Annotated in this window: 14 protein-coding genes; 4 read left to right on the top strand and 10 right to left on the bottom strand. The window is 34.7% G+C overall.

Features of this window, described 5'->3' with window-relative positions:
* Positions 1-266 precede the first annotated feature (266 nt).
* On the bottom strand, positions 267-1,376 hold the full coding sequence (locus JCM15579_RS10940; protein WP_054719924.1) for a DUF3800 domain-containing protein: 1,110 nt from the start codon (positions 1,374-1,376) through the stop codon (positions 267-269).
* 157 nt (positions 1,377-1,533) lie between these two features.
* The gene (locus JCM15579_RS10935; protein ID WP_054719920.1) at positions 1,534-2,268 is read right to left on the bottom strand and encodes a DUF6261 family protein; all 735 of its coding nucleotides are present in this window, start codon (positions 2,266-2,268) and stop codon (positions 1,534-1,536) included.
* Positions 2,269-3,044: 776 nt separating this feature from the next.
* Between JCM15579_RS10935 and truA the strand changes: the two genes are divergently transcribed.
* The gene (gene truA, locus JCM15579_RS10930; RefSeq protein WP_054719917.1) at positions 3,045-3,851 is read left to right on the top strand and encodes a tRNA pseudouridine(38-40) synthase TruA; all 807 of its coding nucleotides are present in this window, start codon (positions 3,045-3,047) and stop codon (positions 3,849-3,851) included.
* Positions 3,852-4,200: 349 nt separating this feature from the next.
* Here the strand turns inward: truA and JCM15579_RS10925 are convergent, their stop codons facing one another.
* Together JCM15579_RS10925 and JCM15579_RS10920 are read right to left on the bottom strand one after the other, a co-directional pair.
* A complete protein-coding gene (locus JCM15579_RS10925; RefSeq protein ID WP_054719915.1) occupies positions 4,201-6,354 on the bottom strand; it encodes a PAS domain S-box protein in 2,154 nt (717 codons plus the stop codon).
* A gap of 4 nt (positions 6,355-6,358) precedes the next feature.
* Entirely contained in the window at positions 6,359-7,495 is a 1,137-nt protein-coding gene (locus JCM15579_RS10920) for an FIST signal transduction protein (protein WP_054719911.1), read from the bottom strand.
* 219 nt (positions 7,496-7,714) lie between these two features.
* Between JCM15579_RS10920 and JCM15579_RS10915 the strand changes: the two genes are divergently transcribed.
* Positions 7,715-10,114 (top strand): penicillin-binding protein 1A, encoded by a 2,400-nt coding sequence (locus JCM15579_RS10915; RefSeq protein WP_054719909.1) that lies wholly within the window; start codon positions 7,715-7,717, stop codon positions 10,112-10,114.
* A 190-nt stretch (positions 10,115-10,304) separates the two neighbouring features.
* On the opposite strand, the gene JCM15579_RS10910 is transcribed toward JCM15579_RS10915, so the two are convergent.
* The gene (locus JCM15579_RS10910; protein WP_054719906.1) at positions 10,305-11,108 is read right to left on the bottom strand and encodes a CHAD domain-containing protein; all 804 of its coding nucleotides are present in this window, start codon (positions 11,106-11,108) and stop codon (positions 10,305-10,307) included.
* A gap of 186 nt (positions 11,109-11,294) precedes the next feature.
* Here JCM15579_RS10910 and JCM15579_RS22305 point away from each other — a divergent pair.
* Positions 11,295-12,658, top strand: a protein-coding gene (locus JCM15579_RS22305) for an IS3 family transposase (RefSeq protein ID WP_373280238.1) whose coding sequence is annotated in 2 segments (ribosomal slippage) — positions 11,295-11,778 and positions 11,778-12,658 — 1,365 coding nt in all. Because the reading frame shifts where the segments join, the coding sequence is not laid out codon by codon here.
* A gap of 72 nt (positions 12,659-12,730) precedes the next feature.
* On the opposite strand, the gene JCM15579_RS10895 is transcribed toward JCM15579_RS22305, so the two are convergent.
* The 4 genes from JCM15579_RS10895 to JCM15579_RS10880 form a co-directional block, all read right to left on the bottom strand.
* A complete protein-coding gene (locus JCM15579_RS10895; protein WP_054719900.1) occupies positions 12,731-12,910 on the bottom strand; it encodes a type II toxin-antitoxin system antitoxin in 180 nt (59 codons plus the stop codon).
* A gap of 10 nt (positions 12,911-12,920) precedes the next feature.
* A complete protein-coding gene (locus JCM15579_RS10890) occupies positions 12,921-13,775 on the bottom strand; it encodes an SPFH domain-containing protein (RefSeq protein ID WP_054719897.1) in 855 nt (284 codons plus the stop codon).
* A 29-nt stretch (positions 13,776-13,804) separates the two neighbouring features.
* Positions 13,805-14,119, bottom strand: coding sequence for a hypothetical protein (locus JCM15579_RS10885; protein ID WP_157471438.1), 315 nt, complete (start codon positions 14,117-14,119; stop codon positions 13,805-13,807).
* 230 nt (positions 14,120-14,349) lie between these two features.
* A complete protein-coding gene (locus JCM15579_RS10880) occupies positions 14,350-14,826 on the bottom strand; it encodes an RNA polymerase sigma factor (RefSeq protein ID WP_245625876.1) in 477 nt (158 codons plus the stop codon).
* 193 nt (positions 14,827-15,019) lie between these two features.
* Here JCM15579_RS10880 and uvrA point away from each other — a divergent pair, with 193 nt between their 5' ends.
* A complete protein-coding gene (gene uvrA, locus JCM15579_RS10875; RefSeq protein ID WP_054719894.1) occupies positions 15,020-17,803 on the top strand; it encodes an excinuclease ABC subunit UvrA in 2,784 nt (927 codons plus the stop codon).
* 43 nt (positions 17,804-17,846) lie between these two features.
* Here uvrA and JCM15579_RS10870 read toward each other — a convergent pair whose 3' ends face one another.
* On the bottom strand, positions 17,847-18,278 hold the full coding sequence (locus JCM15579_RS10870) for a hypothetical protein (protein WP_054719892.1): 432 nt from the start codon (positions 18,276-18,278) through the stop codon (positions 17,847-17,849).
* Positions 18,279-18,398 lie beyond the last annotated feature (120 nt).

Below are 18,398 nucleotides of genomic sequence, written 5' to 3'. Positions count from 1 at the left end.
TTCCCTACATTTGTAACACACAAAACAGAGAAGTTTTTTCATAGATTAGATTTAGGTTAGTAAATAGTGGTTAGAGAAAATCCCGAACTTTGAACAGGTTCGGGATTTTTCTTTTATAATATTCTGCCCTCAGCTAAAGCTTGAGATAAATGGAAATAGTCTGAGCGGAATTTATCTTTTGGTTTCGTTTTAAACATGATATATCTACTTAAATCTAAATACCACCCGAAAGAATTCTTACGACAGCGAGGGGGCGAATAAGGGACCTAATCCTTAAAAGATAAATTAAACACGGTTGATTTATCAGTATCTGAGTTTTTTAAGTCAATATTATTAACATCAAAATTTAGGAGTTCTAATATATAATTTGCAAGTTCATCTTTAACATGTCCTTCACTATTAGGGTTATGAATTTTTCTATTTACGGCGGCAGTAAATAAATCAACAGCTTGTATGTTATAATTATCTTTTGAGTCTACTGCAAAAAAATCACCTAAATAAAGCCCTTCAATTTGTTGACTTAAAAGTCGCTCTTTTAAATTTTCTATTTTTAATTGATCACTTCCCCTTTCTTCTTCATCTAGCCAAACTTGCAATAATCTAGGCAATGGTGCTCTACCTGTGCTATTCTCATGATTAATACCTTTATTAATTAAATGAAATGTGAGATCAGTTATTGCACTACTAGCATCTCTAATGCCACTATTATCAATTACAATAATTTTGAAACCAACTGTTGGATTTAGTGTTAAAAACTTTAAGAAAAATTCTTTATATAAATCAATTCTATTTCTACTTACTCTAGTAAAATGGAACTCAAAATCAATTCCTTTCTGCTCAACCCAAGCTTTAATTTCTCTATTAGCCTGAAATGTCACAAAACCATCTATTACCCACAAACTACCTACTGATAAAAAGCTTTGTGTTTTACCGGTTTCATCAACATATATTGAATACATTGGAAGACCTTCTGGCTTCTCATCAATTGCCTCCTCTTTCATTTCGGCAGCCAATACCCCTCTATACCTTTTAACCTTATCATCAGCCTGAAAGAGTTTATACTCATTCTGAATACGCGCTCTAGAACGGGTTAAAGACCCAATTTTAGTTAATTTTTTCAGATCGTTTTTTGTAACATATTCTCCGTTAAATAAATCTCTTTCAAAAGTCGACCAATATAACCATGCCAGTTCAATGTCTGAATTTCTTGCTGCGTTATTATTATTTAAAATGAAACCAACCTGATCATGTTTAGTTTCAAGATTACCACTCAAAACTTTTCTTAAAAGTTCTTGTTTTTCCTGTTCGATTTTTTCAGTTCTTTCATCAACGTCAACGTCATGTTCATTCGGGTCTGTATGTAATTGAGTTTCCATATAATTTTATATTAGTTTAATTTTCTACTTATTTGTTATAAATTCAAATGTTACAAACTTAACTCTGAAATGTCTAATCTAGTCGATTGCTTTTCCTCATTTCACCCAAAAACAAAAGCCCCCACCAAGTGGAAGCTTAAGCTTTGTTATTCTAAATTTAAATCACTTCGGCATCCGCCTCGGTCTCACTTTCGGTACGGCGGCGTTTTACCTTTTCGTTGTTACTATCGATTAATTCTGAAATGGTTTGGGCGGTAGCCTTGTAAGTATCAGGCTTAACCTTTGTCATGGTATTCATGTAGCCCACCATATTGTCGTTCAATTCTTTTAGTGCAGCTTTCTTTAGCTTACTGGCTGTTGCCAAATCTTGCTTGGCTCCTTCGCCTTCGGCTTGTTGCAATGCCACCGTTTCAAAATCCTTTTGAGCGGCAGTTAAGGCAGCAACCAAATCGGCAACACCTTGCAATTTGGCATTGGCTGCTGCAATATCAGGTTTAGCCAAATCGTTGAGTAAGGAATTGATTTCAGCCGATTCTTTTGCCTGGTCATCAAACTGAATACCTAAACCATACTGATCCAAAACATCATAAACCACAACAGCAGCTTCTTGTACTTCTGCTATTGGAATATGAGTATATCCCTCAACCAATTTAAATAAAGAGCGGATAACCATATCGCGAGCATGGTCTTTATCGGCCATCTGCGAAAAAACTTGCAATCGCTTCAAAGCCTCTGTCAGCGAAGTATCATATTCGCCAATTGTTTTAATTACCGAGCTTAAATAGGTATCGGCAGTCCAGTCGTTCTTTGCAAATGCAGCTACAATAAGGGTTAACAATGCACTAACATCGCCATTGCGACTACTTGTTGAAACTTTCTTAATCAATGTCATAGTGTGTGATTTTTAGTTAGTAATTATTGATTATTTCAAAACTTGATTTCTGCATTTCCTAAACTGGCATTCCAAAATGTCATTTTTTGCTTTGCCTAAACTGGCATGGGTCAAAAAGTCAATTTTTCAAGCTTTACCTAAACTGGCATCGTTCAAAAAATCCATTTTTTGGGCTTTACCTAAACTGGCATTGAGCAAAAAATCAATTTTTCGAGCTTTGCCTAAATCGGCATTGGGTAAAAAGTCTATTTTTTGAGCTTTGCCTAAACAGGTACGAGTCAAAAAGACAATTTTTGGCCTTTGCCTAAATGAGCATGGCATAAAATTCCTTATTCTCATGCCTACTTCCCACAATTTCCACTCTCCAAGCCTATCAAATTTATATTATTATTTTTATTTAACAAAGTAATTTAATCATTTATTTGATTTCATAATTCACTAGCAAACGAAGCACTTCACAAATCACACACTCTTATTTTATCTTCCTTATTTCCAATTCTATTTTTATTATCACTCTAGAGATACACCTCTTTTCACCCCATCCTTAAACACTTTGCAATCCCAAGACTTTACTAACTTAATAGTATATGCCTAAGCATTGCAATTAAAATCTATGATAGATAAAAAATCACTCTTTCACTCTAAAAGTTTTCACTTTCCAAATCCTAAACAAACCTGTAAATCTGCGTGATATTTTTACTAGGCTTAGGTATAGAAATTACCCTCCCTACTCGTTCAATAGAATTATTTCTACCTTTGGGCACAAATAAGAATTCATGTCGAAATACAGGTATTTTTTTCATATCGCCTACAAAGGCAGCAATTACAGAGGTTGGCAAAAGCAAATTAACGCCACCAGTGTACAGGAAAGCATCGAGGATGTATTGAGCAAGTTTCTGAAGGAAAAAATACATTGCATGGGTTGTGGCAGAACTGATGCGGGTGTTCATGCATCGCAATATTACTTCCATATCGATGTGAGTCGCCAGATTGATGAAAAGCTATTGTTTGCCATTAACAGAATGCTACCGCCTGATATTTCTGTTTTCGATTTTCAGCAGGTTGAGCCACAAAATCATGCACAACACAGCACCAGTCAGCGCACTTACAATTATTTTATTCACACCAGCAAGAATCCCTATTTGAGCGATATCTCTTCGCTTTATTCTCTTGATCTGGACAGTAAAAAAATGCAATTGGCTGCCCAACTCTTGATTGGCGAAAAGGATTTTCGTGCCTTCTGCAAAACGCCCGATCGACACAACCACACCATTTGTAAGGTAAGCAAGGCGCAAATCTACAAGAGTGCTGATGCAGGTTCTTTGCGATTCGAGATTACTGCCAATCGCTTTTTAAAAGGAATGATTCGAATCATTGTTCATCAGTTGCTCGAAGTTGGACAAGGAAAACTGAGCCTGGAGGAATTTGAGCAACAATTGCATCAGCAAATCACTCCTTCCCCATTAAATCTGGCCTATCCTCAGGGCTTGTATCTATCAGAAATTAAATATCCGTTTTTAGAACAGGAAAATCTATCCAATCAGTGCATCATGATGGATTTGAAAGACTGGATTCTTGTTTAGCTACAAGTTTCTAGAGTAAATTACCAAAAGAATAAGACTTTCGACAAATTAGATTTAGCTTTTGGATTTATAATTAGCTTAATTTAGGAATTCTTCCCTCTTAGGGAAGATGGCTACAGCCAGAAGGGTGTATTTTTGGTTATATTTTTCTTTTTTCACCCTTTTCCCTGTCGGGATTTTGTTCACATTAAACTCAATTTTCAATTGTGTTCACGAGCTTCGCTTCGCTACGGTTCCCTAAAAAGGAAAAATTCAACTTGAAAATGCTCTAAAATTCATTATTGCCTAATCAATACAGTTATCTCGATCCTTGATTTATATTTATAGCTTTCCTCTAAAAGGTAAAAGCCTAGTGCCTGTAACTTCGATCAGCATACTTCTCCAACTTCACGCACAACTCTTCAGGATTTATGGGCTTGGTTACGAAATCGGTCATGCCTGCACCAATAACTTTGGCTCGTATTTCGTTAAAAGCAGATGCCGTAACCGCAATAATTGGCAACTTCTGATACTTTTCTCCTTTCAGTTTTCGGATGTTTTCAGAAGCATTATACCCATCCATTACAGGCATTTGCAAATCCATAAGCACCATATTATAATCGGTTTCCTGCACTTTTTCCAAAGCAATTTTACCATTCTTCGCAACATCGTAGGTAACATCCCATTTCTTAAGGAATTGTTTTATAATTAGCACATTCATTGGATTATCTTCCGCCACCAATATGTGCATTCCTTTCAGTTTCTCACAATCTGCAAAATGTTCATCTGAAAAATTTACCTTAGGTTTGGATTTCAGGCTGATCTTTAAATCGACATTTACAAAGAAAGAGGTTCCTTTTCCTGTTTCACTTTCCACGTCAATGCTACCATTCATCAGCTCTATTAATTTTCCTGTAATGGCCAAGCCTAAACCTGTTCCACCATACAATCGGGTGGTATTGGAATCTGCTTGCGAAAATGATTCGAAAATCTGATCTTTTTTGTCTGCTGGAATACCAATTCCCGTATCGCTAATTTTAAACTGTATGCTCACCCTATCGTCCGAGTTTCCTTTAAAATCAGCCTTTAAAACTACTCTACCTTCATCGGTAAATTTTATGGCATTACAGCACAGGTTGGTAATAATTTGAGATAACCTGGTAGGATCACCCGTAAGATATGTCGGAATCTTAGGGTCAATATCAACAATAAACTCGAGGTCTTTTTCTTTTGCCTTCATAAAAAATCCGGCAGTCACATTATTGATAAAATTTCTGAAATTAAAGTCGATTTTCTCCAATTCAATCTTACCTGCTTCAATTTTACTGAAATCCAAAATGTCATTTATTAATGTCATTAGATTATCAGCTGACAATTTTAAAATATTCAGGTTGTTTAGCTGATCTTCTCTTGGCTCATTTTCAGATAACAAATGCGTAACACCAATTACAGCATTCATTGGAGTCCGTATTTCGTGAGACATGGTAGAAAGAAACTGCGCCTTGGCTTTTGTAGCCTCTTCTGCTTTTTCTTTGGCAGCAATCAACTCCGATTCTACCCTTTTTCGTTCCGACAGGTCGTTGAGCGCTACAAAATGGATATTTCCCTCGGCCAAATGTATAGGATTCAAAATGACTTCAACAGGAAATTCCATTCCATCCTTCTTCATATGAATCCAATCAAACTTATTAAAGCCTTTTTCTCTGGCTTGGTAAATTAAATCTATTGCCTTATCGGATGATTTAATGCCATCAGGCTGGAATTCCGGTGAAAAATCTTTTACAAACTTACCGATAAAGTCTCCTCGCTCTTTCACTCCAAAAAGATCTAAACAAGCCTGGTTGCAATCTAAAAATTTCGATTCTTTAATAATCAGGTATGCCACCGATGATTTTTCAAATATCATCCTGAATTTTTCAGTGGTTAAATTCTTCTCTTCTTCTAAAGTTTTACGATCCGAAATGTCCTTTATAAAACCTGATACCCCAGTTGCTTTACCATCTTCTCCTATGATTAATCGCTCCTCTATTTCGCACCACTTGTAACTCCCCGACTTGGTCACAAAGCGTACCTCGAAGTGATTGGTTTTCTCCTTATTATCCAGCAAATATTTAAATTTCAATTTGCACAATTCGATATCATCGGGGTGTATAAATTCAAAAACATTTGTACCAACACTCGACCACAAATCAAAGCCCGTTATTTTCGTCCAGGCCGGATTTAAATACATCCATTCTCCGTCGAAGCTGGTTTGGAAAATCACTTCTTTAATGTTTTCAACAATTGACTCTAATCTTGAGCTTGTTGTTTTGATTTCAGCAGATTTGGTTTCCAAATTTTTCTTTAGCTCACGATTGACATTAAACAATTCTTGCGAACTTTCTTCCAGAATATTTTCAATTTGCTTGATATCAGAATCAAAGTCAACATATGCATCATTGATGACATCAAGAAAGTCTTTGAATTTTTCTTGCTCCTCAATTGATAAAAATTTCCTGATTTGTCTTTTTAGTAGTCGATGCATTGCTTTATTTTTCAGAAATTGTAGTGATTGTCATGGTTTGATTATGCAACTTACACGGGGTGTTTTTGCGAAATGGAGAGATCTCTCCATAAGAGTAAAATCCGGTAATACAAACATCATTACCAATTACATCAGCAACAGCTTCTACCTCTTCTTCAATCAACTGCTTTAAAACCAATTTGCGCCCTACACAACTAATAAGTATGGCCAATTCGGCTCTGTCCTTTGGTAATATTTCGGTAGTGGTAATCGCAGAATTTTCGGCTCCGTTTATTAATCTGTCCACATTGGCTTTCATCAACCTTACATTGGCACCCTCGGGAATAGAACCTGCAAAAGTCATGGATTGATCCTCTTCGTTAACACCAAGAATGGTACGAACCACTGGTTCCTGTATACCATTCTCTCGCAAGCTTAAAGGAAAAAGTAAACCAGATGCCGGCAAGCTATTCGCCTTTTCACCCAAAAACTGCTTGTAAAGTTGCAGAGCTGGTTTTCCATCCAATTCATAAAGTACATTTCCTTTCGATTTGGTTACCAATCTTTCCAGGCCAAAGCTATCCCATCCTCCATTTGAACCATAGCCTACAGAAACCTTTTCGCCATAAAAACCTAAAGCTGCTATACAATTAGAAACAGGTTTACCCGATTTATCATACACAACGGTTTCGTTGAAATCACTACCATCCCCCGCTAAACCTCCGGTAACCGTTACATTTCCTGGCAGTGCATTTTCTATGCCATTTACAAGTTCTGCACCATTGATATTCAATCCATCAGAAAGAATCATCACATGCTTTAATCCTTCCTTATCTAGTTTTTCTAATAATTTTGCACCTAGCAACTTATTATCAGTATTCTGTTCAATTTTAATGGATTCTAATTTTACCTTAGAATTTTCAAATTCAATTGCTGTAATCACTACAGAACCATCTGCAACTTCAATTCCTGAGATTTCACCTGCAGAAGAACACCCAAATAAAACTGCTTCAGGATAATGATTCTTCAGCGCTAATGTAAATTCTTTGTTCAATATTAATTTTCTATATCCAAAAACAATTATCAAGTCTGTTTTAAGACATGGTTCCTTAATATTTAACAATTCATCAATTGAATTAATTCTCAGCTTATCAATTTTCATTCTATAGGTATAAATGAGTAGTAGAATTCCACTTTATGGTGAATTTTAAATTATTCATCAACATTTTAATACGATTCATAATAAAGTCTGTTTCATAAATTAATCAAAAAATTAGTTTTTATAACTATTTTTGAACTTTCAGTGAGTAATGTTTTACAAAGAGATATAATCTTTATCGTGATTATTCGTTGAATAATAGTAGCATCAAGAATTTTAAATATGGCGAAAACAAGAAAAACAGTAAGCAGAAAACCGAATTCCAAAAGAAGAACTTCTACAAAAAGAAAAACTAAAAAAAGAAGTATTAAATCGTACATCATTCGATTGGGATTACTAGCAATAACGTGTGCTATTGTTGGGCTTGGCTTGTTGTTTTCATCGGTATACCTTGGGTTATGGGGTAAATTGCCAGATTATTACACTTTGCGAAACATTAAAAATGCAGATGCCTCCGAAATCTACTCCGAAGATGGTGCTATTTTGGGTAGAGTTTATGCTGAAAACAGAACCAATGTCAGTTTTAAGGATATTTCACCCAATGTAATTAACTCATTAATTGCTACTGAAGATGCACGTTTTTACGAACATCAAGGCGTAGATCAAAGAAGTATGCTTCGCGTTTTGGTAAAATCTTTGATCATGGGAGATCGTAGCTCAGGTGGAGGAAGTACCTTGAGTCAACAGCTTGCAAAAAATCTTTATAACAGAAAACATTATGGTGCCCTAACAATGCCTGTTAATAAAATCAGGGAAGCCATAACTGCATCGAGATTGGAGAAAATTTATTCCAAAAAAGAAATCTTACAGCTGTATTTAAATACCGTCTCCTTTGGTGAAAATGTATTTGGAATTGAGAGTGCATCCAGACAATTTTTCAGCAAACAGGCTTCTGCTTTAAAAACACATGAATGCGCTGTATTAATCGGAATGCTTAAAGCTCCAACCTATTACAATCCACGATTACATCCTGAAAGATCAAAACAGAGAAGAAATGTTGTTTTGAATCAAATGGTCAAATATGAATACATTTCAGAATCGCAAGCAAAGCAACTGAAAGCATTGCCTTTGGAATTAAAGTATAACAATCAGGCTTCGAAAAATGGTTTAGCACCCTATTTAAGAGAAAAAATCAGAATTGAAGCAAATAAGATTTTGGCAGATTATCCGAAGGAAGATGGAAGCTATTATGATATTTATAGAGATGGTTTAAAAATCACTACAACTCTGGATTCTAAGCTACAGACATATGCTGAACAATCTGTTAGTGAACATTTAAAGCAACTTCAAAATTTATTTGACAAGCATTGGGGAAGCTCAAAACCTTGGGACAATAGAAAAGACATTCTTAACGATGCCAAACACCGATCTGATCGATACAAGGAGCTGAAAAAATCAGGCAAATCGGAACAAGAAATCAACAAGATTTTCAATGAAAAAGTGGACATGAAAATATTCACATGGTCTGGAGAAAAGAATGTAAGCATGTCCCCTAACGATTCGATAAAACACTACGTTCAACTTTTAAACACAGGCTTTTTAGCTATGGAGCCTCATTCAGGAAAAATAAAAGCCTGGGTTGGAGGAATCGATTTTAATCACTTTAAATACGACCATGTTACTGCAAAAAGACAAGTTGGGTCTGTATTTAAACCTGTAGTTTTTTCAGCGGCCTTGGAAGAGGGAATTTCTCCATTTGAATATTTTCCAAACGAGAGAAAAGTTTACGAAGAATACGATAATTGGTCACCCCGAAATGCCGATAATAAATATGAAGGAAGCTACAGTATGGAAGGTGCTTTGGCCGAATCGGTAAATACCATTGCAGTAGATGTACTTTTGCAAACTGGCATTAGAGATGCGATTGTTCTGGCTGAGGAAATGGGTGTAGATAGCAATCTGCCTAAAGTTCCATCTTTGGCTTTGGGAACGGCAAACATTTCCTTATTCGAAATGATTCAAGTATATGCCACCTTAGCCAACCGCGGTGTGCATGTTGAGCCCTATTACCTGGTAAAAATTGAAGACAAAAATGGAAATTTAATTGCTGATTTATCGAAGGAAAGAGGTGAAAACAGATTTGTTTTGTCTCCTCAGAACGCAGATATCATCAATCATATGCTGCAGGCTGTTGTAAATAATGGAACCGGTAAATCACTGCGAAATGTTTTTAAATTAGAAGGAGATTTGGCTGGGAAAACAGGTACTACAAATTCTCATGCTGATGGATGGTATATTGGCTACAATTCTAATTTGGTTGCTGGTGCCTGGGTTGGAGCTGATGACATGCGTGTGCATTTCCGTTCCTTAACTTTAGGACAAGGTGCAAGTATGGCTTTGCCTATTTATGGCAAATTCATGAGTAAAATGAGCAGCAATCGAAATTTCTCGAACTACAGTTACGCATCCATTAGAAAGCCAGAAAATGATATTCTTGCACAATTAAACATTCCACACTACATGCCAAAAGATTCAGGATTTTTCAAGAATATTTTTGGTGTTAAAGCCAAGGATCGCGATAAGCTTATGGAACGCAAACAGAGAAAAGAAAAAAGAAAGGAAAATAGAAAATCGATATATCAACGAATTAAGAACATTTTCAAAAAGAAGAACAAGGACTAACCCAGTTACTACTTTAATATACAAGAGTTCTAAAGACAAAGAGAAATAGATAAATCAAGCTTGTAACAACAAAGTAGCTGCGCAAAGAATGACAAGCATTACCAAAGTTTAGCTATAGAACTGAAGCTAAACTCCATATATGGTAATTTAATGTAGAATAACAAGATAATTTTGCCGTGAATAATTCAGCTTAATACTTTAAAAAGTTAGTCAGCATTTGTTGTTTGAATTCTTTAACTAGAATATTCTTTTCACTTCTGTTTTTATTCTTTATTTCACGTACCAATGATTTGAATTCTGAATTTGGAGCAAAGCTTTGAATTTTAGCTAACTTCTCATCCAGAACATTACGGTCGTGCCAATTACCTAGCGTACACTCAGTTTCATTCACAATATTATATTCTCTTTCCAGATCTTCCGAACTTTCCACAGCAATTAATAACTGAAGTAAGGATTTAATAATTTTGAAAAACTTACGAATATCATGGTAATTCTCTTCTCCTCGCGAAGATGCCCATAATTTGTATATCAAGTCAAGCTCATCAAGAATGATTTTATCAGCCTTTTCTCTCAATTCAGTTGCAGGAATGCCTTCCATAACTTGATAGAGCTTTTCCATTCGTTTTTTAAACTTATCTAGCTTGAATTTTTCCAATACCAAAGTGAAGTCATTCGATATTATCAACTGGTCCTCTTCTAAAATCTGAATTACTTTTTCCTGATTCTCTACATTGCACTGAAGAACCAAACTTCTACAAACCTGAATTGTTCGTAAACGGCCAGAATATTTAAAAACAGGTCTTAACTGCTTTAACAACTTTCCTATAATGTCTGTATCCAAGCCTAGCGCATCCACAAGTAAAAGCAGGCTTCTCATATATTTAATGTCAACGCGCAACTTGTGTACACTATCCTCATTCAGACTTTTAGCCTCTGTCAGATGCAATAAAAATGCATCAAATCTTTTCTTGTAAAACGTGCTCAATTTATTCATATCTATAGTATAAGTCCCCTATCTTTTATATACAAGATACACAAAATCAAAAAATTAGTAAAATGAAATTTGAGCAAGTGCTTTTTGTTTAATTTAAAATAATATTTTCACATGGATATAAATTAAAAAGACCACCTAATATTGAACTGCACCCCAAAAGTTGGACACAACATTTGGGGTGTTTTTATGACTAAAAAAAAGAGAAACAAATTTAGTATTGAGGATAGAGAACAAGCAGTTCTAAAAATACAGAACGAAGGAAGATCTTGCCTATCTGTTGCACGAGAATTGCAAACCTGTCCCAAAGTAGTTGGGCGTTGGGTTAATGCCTATAAGCTACATGGTAAAAATGGTTTATCGTTAAGAAATAAAATACGCTACACTGGCGATTTTAAACTGCAATTAATTGAAGAAATGCTTAAAACAGGCTTATCTTTGGATCAAATTTCCGCAAAATATCTAATCACTCAGTCCCTTATATCTAAATGGAGAAGAGATTTTGAGAGGTATGGAGCATCAGCATTGTTTAAAGAAACTCGTAGAGGCAGACCTCCCAAAATGAAAAAGAAGTCAGAAAATAAGCAAATAGATTCTATAAGTGAGTATGAAAAATTACTTCAGGAGAATAAACGATTACGTGCTGAAAATGATTATTTAAAAAAGTTACAAGCCTTAATTCAGAAACAGAAAACTCAAAAAAACAATTGAGAGTTTTAACCATCCAGGAATTAAGGCAGAAACACTCACTTTCAATACTGTTGAATGTGGATGGAATGGCTAGAAGTACTTTCTATTATCATCGAAATCTTCTCTCTACCAAAGACAAATATGCATTGGAAAAGAAGCTGATTACAGAAATCTTTCACCAGAATAAAGGTCGATATGGCTATAGGCGCATAACACTTGAACTGCGCAACAGAGGTCTGCAGTTAAATCATAAAACCGTTCTTAAGCTAATGAAAGAACTTGGCTTGAAATGTAAGGTCAGAATAAAAAAATATCGTTCTTACAAAGGAGATGTGGGAAGAATTGCACCTAATATTCTGGAAAGAAACTTTAAATCTGATAGGCCTAATCAAAAGTGGGTCACGGATGTTACGGAGTTCTCTCTTTTTGGTACTAAATGTTATCTGTCGCCGATTATGGATTTATACAATAAGGAAATTATCAGTTACAATATAACTCACAGACCAACGCTTGATTTGGTTACAGATATGGTCGATGCAGCTTTTAAGGTCATTCCTAACAATACCAATCTTACATTACATTCCGATCAGGGATGGCATTATCAGCATATTACATACAGGCACAAGCTGAAAAACAAAGGGGTTAGACAAAGCATGTCAAGAAAGGGAAACTGTCTGGATAATGCGGTTATTGAAAATTTTTTCGGCCTACTGAAGTCTGAGTTGTTATATTTGCAGGAGTTTAGTTCTATGCAACACTTTCTGAAGGAATTGAAGAAGTACATGTATTATTACAATAACACCAGAATTAAGATGCATTTAAACGGATTGAGTCCGGTAAAATACCGAACTCAATATCATTAACTTATTTTATAACCGTCCAATATTTGGGGTTCACTTCATATTAGATGGTCTTCGCATAAGTGAATTAGCTATTTATTCAGAGTGATCATCACTCTTTTTTTCTTCTTTCAACCTGCCTGCTTCTTTAAGAGCTTTATTTAAAATCCATTCAATTTGACCGTTAGTACTACGAAATTCATCCACAGCCCATTTTTCCAACTTCTTAAACATCTCAGGACTCAAACGCAAAACAAATGATTTTTTTTTAGTCATATTTTATTAATTATTGATACAAGCTACCAGTATTTAATACAGGCGTTGCATCTTTATCTGAACAAAGTACAACCATTAAATTACTAACCATGGTAGCTTTTTTATCTTCGTCCAAATTTACAATATCTTTATCGGCAAGTTCTTCCAATGCCATTTCTACCATACTTACAGCACCTTCAACAATTTTAAATCTTGCTGCTACAACAGCTGTAGCCTGTTGGCGTCTTAACATTGCTCCTGCAATTTCCGAAGCATAAGCCAAATAATTAATTCTTGCTTCCATCACCTCAATTCCAGCTATTGCTAATCTTTCTGTTAATTCCTTTTCTAGCAACTCACAAACTTCATTACCACCCGATCTTAAAGTAATTTCAGCTTGCTCATCTTCGAAATTGTCGTAAGGATATGCGCCAGCCATATTTCGAATTGCCGCTTCTGATTGAATGGTAACAAAATTTTCGTAATTATTTACATCAAAAGCTGCCTTGTAAGTATCCTTAACTCTCCAAACCAAAACAACCCCAATCATTATTGGATTACCAATTTTGTCATTCACCTTAATTGGATCACTGTCTAGGTTTCTAGCGCGTAAAGATATCTTCTTTTTTACAAATAGAGGATTTACCCAAAAAAATCCGTTGTTTAAAATGGTGCCTTTATAAGCTCCAAAAAGAATCAATACTGCAGATTGATTTGGATTAACCACTGTAAATCCAGGCATACAAAGTATAAACAATAGGATTAGAAGTGCAAATACGGGATTTCTTAAAAAGATAATACCTAGAATTCCTCCTAAAAGAAGAAGAAAACACACAAATACCATTGCAAAACCAGAGATTGCCGAAAAAGTTTGTTCTTGTTTCATATTTAAATCTTTTTGATATTATTTTGATATCAATTTACAAGGATTTTTTTGAATTGGCAAAATAAGGCACAAAAAAAATGGAACGATGGTCGTTCCATTTTTTTTAATTCAATCATCAATTCCCTAATATCCGGCATTTTAATATCAACATTAACTGTTGACCGATTAAATGTTTTTATCCGTTCTACAATCTCTCCTGACGCTTTCACTTTAAAGTCATCCAATAAATTGTATAAATCTGATGAATCAAATAGGTTTAAATCCGAAATTCTATCAAGCAACTTAAGCATTTCTTTAGGTGAAAATAAAACATCATGTTGTAATAAAGAGTAAATTTCATTCATAGGCATCATTAGCTAATTTGTTTTATTTTAAAACGCCTACGATTTTGATTTAGTATTCCAAAAACAAAAAAAGCCGGAAAATATTTCCGGCCTACTAAAATCAAATAAAAAACTAATGAAAAGTTAAACTCATATTTCTTTCTTCCATAATCTTTCTCATATTAATTAATGCATATCGCATTCTACCCAAAGCAGTATTAATACTCACATCGGTTTCTTCGGCAATATCCTTAAAGCTTAAACTTGTAGTGCCTAAGGATTACTACCTCTCTCTGATCTGCCGGCAGTTCCTTAACCAACTCTCTTATATCATCATGAATTTGATCACGAATCAAATCATCTTCACAATTGCCTTCACAGAATTTATTGGAATTGAATATATCCAATTCGTAATCATCCTTCGAGAAAGTGTTACTTTGTTTCTCTCTTCTGAAATGATCAATTATCAGATTGTGTGCGATTCTCAAAACCCAGGCTAAAAATTTACCATTGTCTTGATATTTGCCTAAACGCAACGATCGGATCACTTTTATAAAAGTGTCCTGAAAAATGTCCTCGGTAAGCTGATGATTTTTTACGATCAGATAGATGTAGGTATAAACTCTATCCTTATGACGATTGATTAATTTATCAATACATTCTTGGTTACCATCAATATACTGCTTCACGAGATCATAATCGGTAGGATTATTTTGTCTCAAATTCACAACTATTTATTTTTTAAACAGCGTAAAAATTTTTCTATAAGCAGTATCTCCTTTATTTGGGTTTCATAAACTGGTAACAGTTTGCAATAAACTAATTTTTCCTGAGATTTGAAAATCTTTAGAAGTTAAATAACTTTGGAAATTCGTTTTCAAGATATAAATTCAACTCCTTATAGAATTATATAAAAGACAGATGGCAGAGAAATTTTCAGAAGATTTTATTCATATAAAAGGTGCAAGAGTTCACAACTTAAAGAACATCGACTTAAAGATTCCTAGGAATCAATTGATTGTGATCACAGGACTTTCAGGATCGGGAAAGTCATCACTTGCATTTGATACTTTGTACGCCGAAGGCCAAAGAAGATATGTGGAAAGTTTATCAGCTTACGCACGTCAGTTTCTTGGGAGAATAGATAAACCTGAAGTAGATTTTATAAAAGGTATTCCACCGGCAATTGCTATTGAGCAAAAAGTGAACACAAGGAATCCTAGATCCACGGTTGGAACATCCACTGAAATATATGACTATTTAAAGTTACTCTTTGCAAGGATTGGTAAAACTTATTCACCAATTTCAAATACATTGGTAAAACGCCATACGATTAGCGATGTTGTTAATTTTATTCTAAAGCAAAAAGAAGATTTGCCTGTAATGATTTTAGCAGAAATGCTAAATGGTGACAGAAGCAAAAAAGAACAGCTTGAAGTGCTTTCAAAGCAAGGATTTTCGCGTATTGAAATTGATGGAAAAATTTATAAAATTTTCGATGTACTTGAAGCTCCTGAAATCATTCCAGTAGACAAGTCAATTCATATTGTTATCGATAGAATTCGTGTCTCGTCCGATGAAGATACTCAAAACAGAATAGCCGATTCGTTGCAAACTGCATTTTACGAAGGAAAGGGTGAATGTTTGGTAATGTTTGAAGGAGAAACCTACTCTTTTTCGAATCGATTTGAAGCCGATGGAATCGAATTTGAAGATCCTAATGTTCATACTTTTAGTTTTAACAACCCAGTGGGTGCCTGTCCGAAATGTGAAGGCTTTGGAAAAGTAATTGGAATTGATGAAGACTTGGTTATTCCAAACAAAACAGTAAGCATTTACGATGATGCGGTGGTTTGCTGGAAAGGCGAAAAGATGCAGGAGTGGAAAAATCAATTAATCTATGCTGCCGATAAATTTGATTTCCCGATTCATCGACCATATTTTGAATTGAGTGATGAACAAAAGCTTTTATTGTGGACCGGAAACAAACACTTTAAAGGATTAAATACATTTTTCAAATATCTGGAATCTAAACAATACAAAATTCAATATCGTGTAATGCTATCAAGATATCGAGGCAAAACCACTTGCCCTGATTGTAGAGGCACTCGACTAAAAAAAGAAGCTGGTTACATAAAAATTGAAGGGAAAAACATTCAAGATTTGGTGCTAATGCCAATCGCCGATCTGAACGATTTCTTCAAAAATTTAGAGTTAAGCAAAACCGAAGAACAAATTGCCAAAAGGCTTTTGGTAGACATCAGAAACAGACTACAATTTCTTTCCGATGTAGGTTTGGGATATCTTACCTTAAATCGACTTTCAAGTAGTTTATCTGGGGGTGAATCTCAGAGAATTAATTTGGCAACATCATTGGGAAGCAGTCTGGTAGGATCTCTCTACATTCTTGATGAACCAAGCATTGGTCTTCACTCACGCGATACTGATTTGTTGATTAAGGTTTTAAAACAACTCCGCGATTTAGGCAATACGGTAATTGTAGTTGAGCACGATGAAGATATTATTCTAGCTGCAGATCATGTTATTGATATTGGTCCACATGCTGGCAGACTTGGCGGTGAAGTTGTTTTTGAAGGTGACTTAAGTGCTTTAAAAAAATCAAACAAAAGTTTAACCTCACAATATATTTCGCAAGAAAGAACTATTCCTGTTCCTGAAAATAGAAAAAAATGGAACAATTATATAGAAATTATTGGCGCTCGAGAAAATAACTTAAAAGGACTTAATATCAAGTTCCCTCTTAATATTATGTCTGTGATTACAGGGGTAAGTGGTTCTGGTAAATCATCCTTGGTGAAAACAATTTTGTATCCTGCTCTTAAAAAACACTATGGTGGTTACTCCGATAAAAGTGGTCATTTTGATCTACTTCAAGGTGATTTGCAATTGGTGAAAAACATTGAGTTTGTTGATCAAAATCCGATTGGTAAATCCTCACGATCGAACCCTGTTACCTATTTGAAAGCATATGATGAAATCAGAAAGCTATTCGCAGATCAGAAAGCATCTCAATATGCTGGTTTTAAAGCTTCACACTTCTCTTTTAATATTGATGGCGGAAGATGTGATGAATGTCAGGGAGAAGGAATTATAAAGGTTGAGATGCAGTTCATGGCTGATATTTACCTTCAATGTGAAAGCTGCAAAGGCAGACGGTTTAAAGATGATATTTTAGATATTCGATACAATGGCAAAAACATTCATGATGTATTGGAAATGACCGTAAATGAAGCCACCGAATTCTTTGGTGTATCAAAAGGCAGCATTGAAAAGAAAATTGCTCAACGTTTAAAACCATTGGTTGATGTTGGCTTAGGATACGTTAAATTAGGACAATCATCGAGCACCTTAAGTGGTGGAGAAAGTCAAAGGGTAAAATTGGCGTCATTCCTTGCAAAAGAAAAAGCAGAACCTTGCCTTTTCATTTTTGATGAACCAACAACAGGACTTCATTTTCATGATATTCACAAATTGATGGATGCGTTTAATGCTCTAATAGAAAGAGGACATACTCTGATCATTATTGAGCACAATATGGAAATTATTAAGAGTGCTGATTGGTTAATCGATCTTGGTCCGGAAGGTGGAAATAACGGAGGAAAAATTGTTTTTGAAGGAACTCCTGAGGAAGCTACCAAATGCAAACAATCTTATACAGGACAATATTTAAAAGAAAAATTATAGAAGAAAGACTCCTACTAAGGAGTCTTCTTTATGATTTTAGGTGTTACATTTCTAATCCAAAAAGCATAACAACGCAACCATTCATACTTTTATCGTATTCTTTATTTTCAGTCACAAATTTCATGGAGATAATTAAAGTTTGTGATTCTTCCACTTCAAAGTCGTATTTGTTATTGTATCCATCATCTTTATTATCAAAAATAACTTCGAAATCGGAATTTAGAACCTTAAAATGAATTGGTGGTAGAAAATCTTCTTTGCAAACTACCATTCTATACTTTTGTCCACTAAAAAATGCTTTATGAAGTTCAACTTCTTCATCAACATTTAAAACAACTCCATTATAGTTTCCGTCGTGTATGTATTTCTCCAATAAAGGCTTACAATCCTTCTTAGCCAATTCTCTGCACTGCGAATAGGCGAAATTGGTATTGACAATAAAAAACAAAACGGCTATAGTAAATAAAGTCTTCATGTAATTTAATCAGTTATTAATCGACCAAATAATTTCTAGTATCCTTAACTTTTAAAATAAGTTGCTCAAAACTTACTAAATTAACCTTATCATAGAAATCATGCTCCTTATTTTTTGATA

The organism is Marinifilum fragile JCM 15579 (assembly GCF_001310955.1).
Lineage (GTDB): Bacteria > Bacteroidota > Bacteroidia > Bacteroidales > Marinifilaceae > Marinifilum > Marinifilum fragile.
This window is presented reverse-complemented; position numbering and strand designations above follow the sequence as displayed.

Coding starts and splice junctions, on each gene's coding strand:
- uvrA (WP_054719894.1), top strand. CDS start 15,020: ATGGCAGAGAAATTTTCAGAAGATTTTATTCATATAAAAGGTGCAAGA.
- JCM15579_RS10870 (WP_054719892.1), bottom strand. CDS start 18,278: ATGAAGACTTTATTTACTATAGCCGTTTTGTTTTTTATTGTCAATACC.
- JCM15579_RS10890 (WP_054719897.1), bottom strand. CDS start 13,775: ATGAAACAAGAACAAACTTTTTCGGCAATCTCTGGTTTTGCAATGGTA.
- JCM15579_RS10925 (WP_054719915.1), bottom strand. CDS start 6,354: ATGCATCGACTACTAAAAAGACAAATCAGGAAATTTTTATCAATTGAG.
- JCM15579_RS10910 (WP_054719906.1), bottom strand. CDS start 11,108: ATGAATAAATTGAGCACGTTTTACAAGAAAAGATTTGATGCATTTTTA.
- JCM15579_RS10885 (WP_157471438.1), bottom strand. CDS start 14,119: ATGAATGAAATTTACTCTTTATTACAACATGATGTTTTATTTTCACCT.
- JCM15579_RS10935 (WP_054719920.1), bottom strand. CDS start 2,268: ATGACATTGATTAAGAAAGTTTCAACAAGTAGTCGCAATGGCGATGTT.
- JCM15579_RS10895 (WP_054719900.1), bottom strand. CDS start 12,910: ATGACTAAAAAAAAATCATTTGTTTTGCGTTTGAGTCCTGAGATGTTT.
- JCM15579_RS10915 (WP_054719909.1), top strand. CDS start 7,715: ATGGCGAAAACAAGAAAAACAGTAAGCAGAAAACCGAATTCCAAAAGA.
- truA (WP_054719917.1), top strand. CDS start 3,045: ATGTCGAAATACAGGTATTTTTTTCATATCGCCTACAAAGGCAGCAAT.
- JCM15579_RS10940 (WP_054719924.1), bottom strand. CDS start 1,376: ATGGAAACTCAATTACATACAGACCCGAATGAACATGACGTTGACGTT.
- JCM15579_RS10920 (WP_054719911.1), bottom strand. CDS start 7,495: ATGAAAATTGATAAGCTGAGAATTAATTCAATTGATGAATTGTTAAAT.